Consider the following 7,526-nt stretch of genomic DNA (forward strand, 5'->3'; position numbering starts at 1 on the left):
TCCGCCCAGGGCCGCGGTGAGCCGCGTACCGCCCAGGAAGGGCAGCCCGGCCGCGGTGTTGGAGTACAGACCGGGGACGACGACGCGGACGACACGCAGCCCCGCGGCCCGGACGTCGGGCGTGGTGACGTCGACGACGACGGCCTGGTGCCCGGCAGCACCGACGCGTGCCACGAGCGCGTCGAGAGCGAACCTGGCGGACTCCGGCCCCACCTCCTGGCCCGCCCCAGTACTCACCTCGGGGCCCACTCCAGCACTCACCTCGGGGCTCACCTCGGGGCCCGCCTCCGCGCTCCCCTCCGCCCCTTCCCCGAGGGCGAGTTCCAGCTCCCGTTCGAAGGCGTCCTGGACGCGCGGGTCCAGGTAGAGCTGGAGGTGGCAGCCGTAGTCGACGACGTCGCGAAGGTCCTCCCGATAGGACTCGTGGGCGTCGCCGAAGGCGTAGTCGCGCGCGGAGCGCCAGGGTTTCAGGGGGCTGCGTGGGTCGGCGGCGGCGCGCATGTAGGGGCCGGTGGGGTCGTCGTAGTCGGCGGTGAAGAGCTGGAGTTGCAGGGCTTCGCCGTACGCCTTGAGGCAGGCGGCCTCCTCGTCGGCGCGGGCGGCGACGCCGAGGGTGAGGTAGCCGGTGACCGTGTCACGGACCAGTGCCCCCACGACCCGCAGTCCGAACGGGGAGGCGAAGGCGATGAAGCGGGTGCCGATCCGGTCGCGGGGGCCGCGGGCGAAGCGGGCGAGCCAGTCCGGCGGGCGGATGGCGCGCAGGCCCGCCCTGCCGTGCCAGGCGACGGTCATGGCGTCCCGCTCGACGACCTCGCTCAGCGCGCCGAGGCAGGCGTCCTCGTACGTCGCCCCGGCGGCGAGGCCCGCCTGGATGACGGGGTTGGTGCGCGGGCCGCGCTGCTCGACGTCGGCGGAGACGTACGACACCCAGACCAGGGACGCGGGGACGAGCACCCGGCCGCCGTCGGCCAGGTCGGTGCCCTCGGTCCACTCCACCGGCAGGTCCCGGGTGAAGGGGGTGAGCGGGAACGCGGGGTCGGCGTACTGCTCGGGCCCGTACAGGGCGAGGGAGTCGGGGTCGACCGCCCGCAGATTCCTCCCCCGCAGCTCCTCGTAGGACGCGCGGACGAGCCGGTCGGGCACCAGGTTGCCGCAGTACCGCTCGGCGGCCTCGCCGAGCGCGGCGCCCAGGGCGGCGTCGGGGTCCGCGAAGGCGTATCCGGCACCGGCGGAGTCGGCGGGCCAGGGGCAGAAGCGGGTGGTGTCGCACAGGTGGGAGGCGATGAGCTGGAAGCCCGAGGGGAAGTGCGCCGGCACGGCCTGGCGGGCGAGGCGGCGCACGATTCCGGTACGCGGGTCGGTCAGCAGCGGGTACGGCGGCATGGGGAGTCCTCGTCCTCGTCAGGCCAGCGGGAGGGGATGGGGGTACAGCTCGTCCTCGCGCAACGGGCCCTGGACGAAGCCCAGTCGGGCCGGGGTCCGGTACAGGCGCACACCGCCCAGGCAGGGGAAGGCCGGCGGCGCGTTGCCGACCAGGCCCGGCACGACCACGCGGACGACCGAGAGTCCGGCGGCGGCGACGTCGGGGGTCGTCAGGTCGACGCTGTAGGCGTGCAGTCCCGCGTCCGCGAGCCGCCGCAGATAGACGTCTCGCGCCTCCGCGTCCGGCACGGCCGGGATGTCGCGGAAGGCGACGCGCGCCGGTCCGCGCAGCCGGTCGAGCGGCCCGCCCTGCATACGCGGGTCGAGGTAGAGCTGGGCGATGGCGGGGAGGTCGGTCAGGTCGCGGTAGTCGGCGCGGAACGCGTCCCGGTAGGTACGGTCGGCGCGGAAGGGCCGGAAGACATGCCCCTCCAGCGTCCCGGCGGCGACGGCCTGCCACACCTCGCTGTCCGGTTCGGCGAGCTGCCGGGTGAGCGAGTACAGCCCGTACGCCTCCACCAGGGCCTTCTCCGCGGCGAGTTGAGGATCGGCCCGGCAGGCACTGCCGAAGGCGACCATGTCCCGCTCCCGGTCCTCCAGGAAGGCGGCGGCCACGGGTACGCCGAACTCGGACGGGATGTGCAGCAGGCGCACGGTCGGGCCGGGCCCCTCGCCCGGGGCGGGCCCGCCGAGACGGCCGACGACGGCATCGGCGTCGACGATCGCGGCGCCTTCGGCACCCGCACTCCACCAGAGGGTCGTCGCATCACGCTCCAACAGCTCCTCGATGGCGAAGCGTTCGGCGTGGGCGCGGTTCTCGCCCGCCGCGATGCCGGAGTAGACGAGGGAGTGGGTGGCGGGTTCGGCGGCACGCGGGCCGTGGAAGTAGTCCAGCCACACCAGCGAGGCGGGGACGAATACCTCGGCGCCGTCGTGCAGATCACGGCCCGGGGTCCAGGCCACGGGCAGTTCACGGGTGAAGGGGGTGAACGGGAAGCCTGGGGTGGCGTGTTGGGCGGGTGAGTAGAGGGCGAGCGTCTCCGGGTCGAGCGCGCGCAGCCCGAGCGCGGTCAGTTCGCGGTACGAAGCCGTTCGCAGACCGCTCGGGACGGCGTTGCCGCAGTAGCGTTCGACGGCCTCCCCGACGGCCGCGCGCCGGGCACGCTCCTCGTCACCGGCCGAGGCACCGAACCCGAAGCGGTCGGCGAGCCAGGGCGCGAACACGTCGGTACGGGCCACACTGGCGCCGTATCCGACCCACATCCGGGGCAGCCCAGGGCGACGGCGCTGCCGTTCCAGCCGGGTGACGAGCCCGGTACGGGCGTCGAGCAGGACCGATTCGGCAAAGGAGCCGGTCCCTGCGGGGACCGCGCCTCTCCTACCGGCTTCCGTGGTACTCACTCGGCCGCCTCCTCGGGCATGGGCGTGGGCATGGGTGTGGGGGTGGGCATGGCGCGGGGCAGGATCAGTCGGGTGCCGTCGACCGGCCGGGTGCGTACGGTCTGCTCGGCGACGGAGTACGCGGTGCCGGTGCAGCGGTCCTCCCCGGATCCGAGGGAGCGGGCCAGCCGGGGGAAGTCGCTGCTGGTGACCTCCAGTTGGAGGCGGGACCCGGCCGGTACGGTGACGGCCACCGGGCCGAGCCCGATCGTGTGGGGGCCGGGGCCCGGCGTACGCCCGGTGTCGAGGCTGCCGTGGGCGAGCTCGAACAGACGGCCGTCGGCGGTGAGTTCACTCCAGCGGACGATCCAGTCCGTGGCCGGTGCGCTGGTGGCGGCGTCGAGCACGACGACCGGGCTGCCCGCGACCGTGACCGGTGCGTCGAGCGGCGCGCTCGTGAAGCGGACGGCGTCGCGGCGGCCGGCGAGCGCCGCCCGGTCGGCACCCGGCTGCCGGGACGGGTAGGGGTCGGCCGGGTCGTAACGGAACTCGGCCTCGCCACCGGACGCGGGAGCCACCGGGGCAAGCGTCCCGTCGGGATGGGCGTGCCAGACGGCCTCGGTGACCGGCGGCGGCCACGACGTACCCGACCACCACCGATCGGCCCCCACGGTGAACACCTGGACCTCACTGCTGCCCCGCCCCGTGCCGACGCCGCCCAACACCCGCTCCAGCCAGTCCACTTGGAGGGCGCCGAGGTCGATGCGCGAGGCGGGCCCGTGCTCCCGGTCCCCGATCCGCGTCCCCGGGGCGTATGCCAGGTCGTGTCCCCACGGGCCGACGACCAGCGCCCGCGCCGGACGCGGGTTCAGGGCGGCGCCCGCACGGTGGAAGTGTTCGAGGACCTCGTCGACCAACAGGTCGTACCAGCCGCCGATGTGCAGGGCGGCGGCAGGCAGTTGTTCGAGCTCGGCGACGTCCGGGCCCTCCGCCCGCCGCTCGGGGCCGTCCGTGACGACCTGGGCCCAGCCCGGGAGGCGGGCGCCGAGCCGGTCGGCGAGTTCCAGGACGGGGAGATGGTCGAGCAGGTCCGGGCACTCCCGGAAGACATGGGCGGTCAGACCGTCGCGACTGGTCCGCCCGCCGGCCCGCTCCAGCCACCAGGCGGCGTGTTCGGCGAGCCGCAGGATCCCGCTGCGCTCGAACTTGGTGCGGCCGAGCGCCATCGACGGCCCCATGCTGACCACCGCCCGTACCGCGTCCGGGCGTTCGGCGGCGAGCGCCCAGGCGGTGTGACCGGCGTACGAGCCGCCGTAGGTGACGAGCCGTCCGTCGCTCCACGGCTGCTTCAGGATCCAGTCGGCGAGCGCCGCGCCGTCACCGCGCTCGTTGTGGTACGGCCGCCACGTCCCGTCGGAGTCGTACCGGCCGCGTACGTCCTGGACGACATAGGCGAACCCCCGGCGCCGCCAGCCCGCGCCCTCGGCGAGGTGTCCGCTGCGCCCGTACGGCGTACGGGTCACCACGGCCGGCACCGGCCAGGTGTCGGGGGGCGGGAGATGGACGTCGAGGGCGAGCTGCGTGCCGTCCCACCCCGGCACCCGCTCATTGGCCCGCACGGACAGCGGAACGGACAGCGGAACGGACAGCGGCCCGCTCATCGCCCTGTCCCCGCGTGGACGGCTTCGGCGTGCGCGGTGACCGGCAGCGGCAGGACGCGGTGCCGTTCGACGGTCGCGGTCGCGGCGTCCACGACCAACTGGACGTCGCTCCCGGCCGGTGTCCCGGTCTCGTGCAGGCGCAGTACGTCCGCCACCAGCAGCCCGGCCAGTACGGCCGTCGCGGCGGGCGTGGGCCACGGCACCGGCGGCAGCGTGTCGCCGTCCAAGTAGGCCCAGTGCGCGGCCAGTTCGTCGGGCAGATCGGCGGCGGCGAGCAGCCGGCCACGGGTGTCGCCGTACGAGACGGTCACCCCGGGGACGGACATGGGCCCCAGCACGAAGCGCAGCCCTTCGGCATGACAGCGGTGCCAGGCCGTCGAGTGCGACGCGCACCACGCGTCCACCCGCCGCCAGTGCGCGTCGGGCAGCCATCCGGCACAGCAGACCACGACATCGGCGGCCCGCACGGCATCCTCGTCGACCGGACCGGTGGCGATACGGGTTCCGGCCGGAAGCAGCGCGACGACCGCGTGAGCGACCGGGTTGTCACCCTCGACATGCACGCTCGGGCCGCCCTGGACCGACCGCCCCTGGGCACCGCCGGCCTCGCCGACCAGCGCGCCCCGCCCGCCGAGCGCCGCGAGGAGGGCCTGACCATGCTCGCTGTCCAGGAGGGGATCGACCGGCCCTTCGTCCGCGCGGTGGACGAACCGCTGGGCGGCGGTCAGCAGTTCCTGCGGACCGCGGATCCGGGTGAAGCGCCCGTCCGGCGTGCTGTGCCGCCAGCTTCCGTCGGGGCCGGGGTACAGATGGTGCCCGGGTGCGACGCGATCCATGGGAAATGCCTTCCTGCGAGGGGCCGCCCGTCCCGCGGCCTGGCGACGGGACGGGCGGCGTCGGTGACCGCTCAGACCGTCCAGGCGAACGGGTTGTGGACCAGCGCGTTGGTGCCCGGACCCTGCGGCGCGGCCAGGGAGCCGTTGGCCTCCAACTCCTCGAACGCGAACGGGTTGTGCACGAGGGCGTTGGTGCCCGGACCCTGCGGCGCGGCGAGCGAGCCGTTGGCCTGGAGCTCCTCAAAGGCGATCGAAAGCATGGGTTTCCCTTTCCTCTTGAAAACGATTGTCGTTTTCAAGAGGAAGATTAAGCAGACCCCGGGCACAACCGCAAGCCCAGCTCGACGTCCGAGAGGGCGCGGTGAGTTGACTTGGTCGGCCCGGATGGCGACTTCGGGCGAGGAAGAAGGAGGAGACGGGGCGTCATCGCCGTACGGCAGACGGCCGGTCAGGCTCACGGCGAGGAGCAGGGTGCCGACTCCATGGCCGTACCGACCAACAGCCGAGGTTTACGAGGGGAGTTCATGCGCCCACAGCGCCGTGCCGTCATGAAATGACGAGGCGGGGGGGCCGCCGAGGCCGTCCGCAGAAGTTGATGATTCCGCAGTTCAGGCAGACGATAGAGCCATAGCGACCTCGACTCCGTGGAGGTATGACTATGTTCAGGCGACTCATGGCTTCGGCGATGGTGGTCGCCGCCGGGATCGGCGGCGCGCTGATCGCCCCCTCGACCGCCAACGCCCAGGACTACGGGCCCAATACCTGCAGACAGGGATTCGTCTGGCGGGTCGCGCGCGCCAGTGACCTCGTGTGCGTCACACCGCAGACGCGTACCGACACCGCCAACGACAACGCGCTGGCCCCCGGCCGGACCCTCCCGAACGGCTACTGCGTGCAGGGCTATGTCTGGCGGGAGGCATGGGGCTCCGACGACCTCACCTGCGTGACCCCGCAGACCCGCGCCCAGGCGCGATACGACAACAGCCAGGCCGATGACCGGCGGTTGGCGGTGCGGCTGTGGATCAATTCGGTGACCGGTCCCCTCAAGGTCAGCGGCGACCACTTCAACGTGGACAGCCCGGTCCGCATCGTGTTCTCCGGCGCGGTCAACAGGTCCTGGACGATCACTGCCACCAGACACGCCGGGTTCGCCGGCGGAAGCTTCGGCTTCACGCCCGGCTTCACCGGACCGTGCGCTCCCGGAACCCCGAACTCCTGGGTTCGCGCGATCGATCTGGCGTCGGGCCGAAGCACGGGCAACGTCCCGTTCATCTACTGCGTCAGGTTCGACTGAAGCCGGTCCGGGTCACTCGTCCCACTCGTCCGGGTACGGCCTCGCACTCACCGCCGTCGAACGCGGGACTTCGCAACTGGCTGGACGGTCACATGTACGTAGACCAACGGCGCGGCCGCCTCGCCCTCACCGACGGTCACCAGAGCCGACCCGGCCCTGTCACCCCCCTCAGGGATGTCCGCGTAGAGACCGGCGAGATGCCCCTTGGCCGCGTCGGCCGCGATCCTCCAGGGAAGCTCGACGGAGTCGATCGCTTCTCGGCCTCCGGGCTCGCGACATCCGCCACGTCAGCCACGTCAGCCATATCTGCTGTGTCCGCCGCGTCCGCCCTATCCACCATGTCTGACATGTCCGCTATGTTCACTGTCAGGATTCTTCCGCATCTTGGGGGCCTTTCCGGAGGTTGCCGGGCGAAGGTGGCCGCCGACGTCCCGGGCGGTCGCGGGCAGCCGTCGATCACCGGACAGAGATTGTCCGCGAGGCCTGGAACACGGTGCGCCTCGGCCCGTTCCGCGCCAGGAGTGTGACACCTCCCCCTCTTTATGCGAACCATGCCCGGTTCGCACATGTATGGGATTCTTGTTTGTGCTGGCCGCGGCATGGCGGAAGGTGCGGAAATGCCCCATTACAGCAGTGCCCGGGCCGCGGTCCCGGGGCTGCGGGCATTCGGGGCCGGAGCGTCGGAGACCGGCCCGGCCTCCCCTGCGTCGGATGCGTCGGAGCCCACCGCGAGTGAACGGGTCCTGACGTTCGCCGGAGCGGCGCTGGCGGCCGTCTACGTACTGGACGACAGGGGCGAGGAACTGCGGCTCGTCGAGACGGCCGGAGTCGCCCGGACCCGGTACGCGCTGCCGGAGTGCTTCCCCCTCGACGACGACTCGCCCGTCACCGAGGCCTTCCGGTCCGGCAGGCCGCTGTGGCCGCGCCCCGCCG

At 72.9% G+C, this 7,526-nt stretch carries 6 protein-coding genes and 1 pseudogene; 2 read left to right on the forward strand and 5 right to left on the reverse strand.

Translation table 11 applies throughout. The features are described 5' to 3' along the window. From AOK08_RS39040 to AOK08_RS39060, 5 genes are all read right to left on the reverse strand, one after another. The coding region (locus AOK08_RS39040; protein ID WP_055534921.1) for a YcaO-like family protein at positions 1 to 1,383 on the reverse strand (1,383 nt) is incomplete at its 3' end. An 18-nt stretch (positions 1,384 to 1,401) separates the two neighbouring features. Continuing rightward, complete coding sequence (locus AOK08_RS39045; RefSeq protein WP_055534922.1) at positions 1,402 to 2,823, reverse strand: YcaO-like family protein; 1,422 nt, start codon at positions 2,821 to 2,823, stop codon at positions 1,402 to 1,404. Continuing rightward, positions 2,820 to 4,463 carry a CocE/NonD family hydrolase gene (locus AOK08_RS39050; RefSeq protein WP_055534924.1) on the reverse strand — a complete coding sequence of 548 codons (1,644 nt, stop codon included), beginning with the start codon at positions 4,461 to 4,463 and terminating at the stop codon, positions 2,820 to 2,822. The genes AOK08_RS39045 and AOK08_RS39050 overlap by 4 nt, the downstream gene beginning before the upstream one ends. Then, positions 4,460 to 5,299: a hypothetical protein gene (locus tag AOK08_RS39055; RefSeq protein ID WP_055534933.1), complete on the reverse strand. Its 840-nt coding sequence runs from the start codon at positions 5,297 to 5,299 to the stop codon at positions 4,460 to 4,462. The genes AOK08_RS39050 and AOK08_RS39055 overlap by 4 nt, the downstream gene beginning before the upstream one ends. 71 nt (positions 5,300 to 5,370) lie before the next feature. Next, positions 5,371 to 5,559, reverse strand: coding sequence for a streptamidine-related RiPP repeat protein (locus AOK08_RS39060; RefSeq protein WP_055534935.1), 189 nt, complete (start codon positions 5,557 to 5,559; stop codon positions 5,371 to 5,373). A 398-nt stretch (positions 5,560 to 5,957) separates the two neighbouring features. On the opposite strand from AOK08_RS39060, the gene AOK08_RS39065 reads away from it, so the two are divergent. Continuing rightward, a complete protein-coding gene (locus AOK08_RS39065) occupies positions 5,958 to 6,593 on the forward strand; it encodes a hypothetical protein (RefSeq protein ID WP_055534937.1) in 636 nt (211 codons plus the stop codon). Positions 6,594 to 7,210: 617 nt separating this feature from the next. Further along, positions 7,211 to 7,526: pseudogene (locus AOK08_RS39070) on the forward strand (SpoIIE family protein phosphatase); the annotation flags it as partial.

Source organism: Streptomyces graminilatus, assembly GCF_001418565.1.
GTDB classification, from domain to species: Bacteria; Actinomycetota; Actinomycetes; order Streptomycetales; family Streptomycetaceae; genus Streptomyces; species Streptomyces graminilatus.

Coding starts and splice junctions, on each gene's coding strand:
- AOK08_RS39050 (WP_055534924.1), bottom strand. CDS start 4,463: ATGAGCGGGCCGCTGTCCGTTCCGCTGTCCGTTCCGCTGTCCGTGCGG.
- AOK08_RS39055 (WP_055534933.1), bottom strand. CDS start 5,299: ATGGATCGCGTCGCACCCGGGCACCATCTGTACCCCGGCCCCGACGGA.
- AOK08_RS39060 (WP_055534935.1), bottom strand. CDS start 5,559: ATGCTTTCGATCGCCTTTGAGGAGCTCCAGGCCAACGGCTCGCTCGCC.
- AOK08_RS39065 (WP_055534937.1), top strand. CDS start 5,958: ATGTTCAGGCGACTCATGGCTTCGGCGATGGTGGTCGCCGCCGGGATC.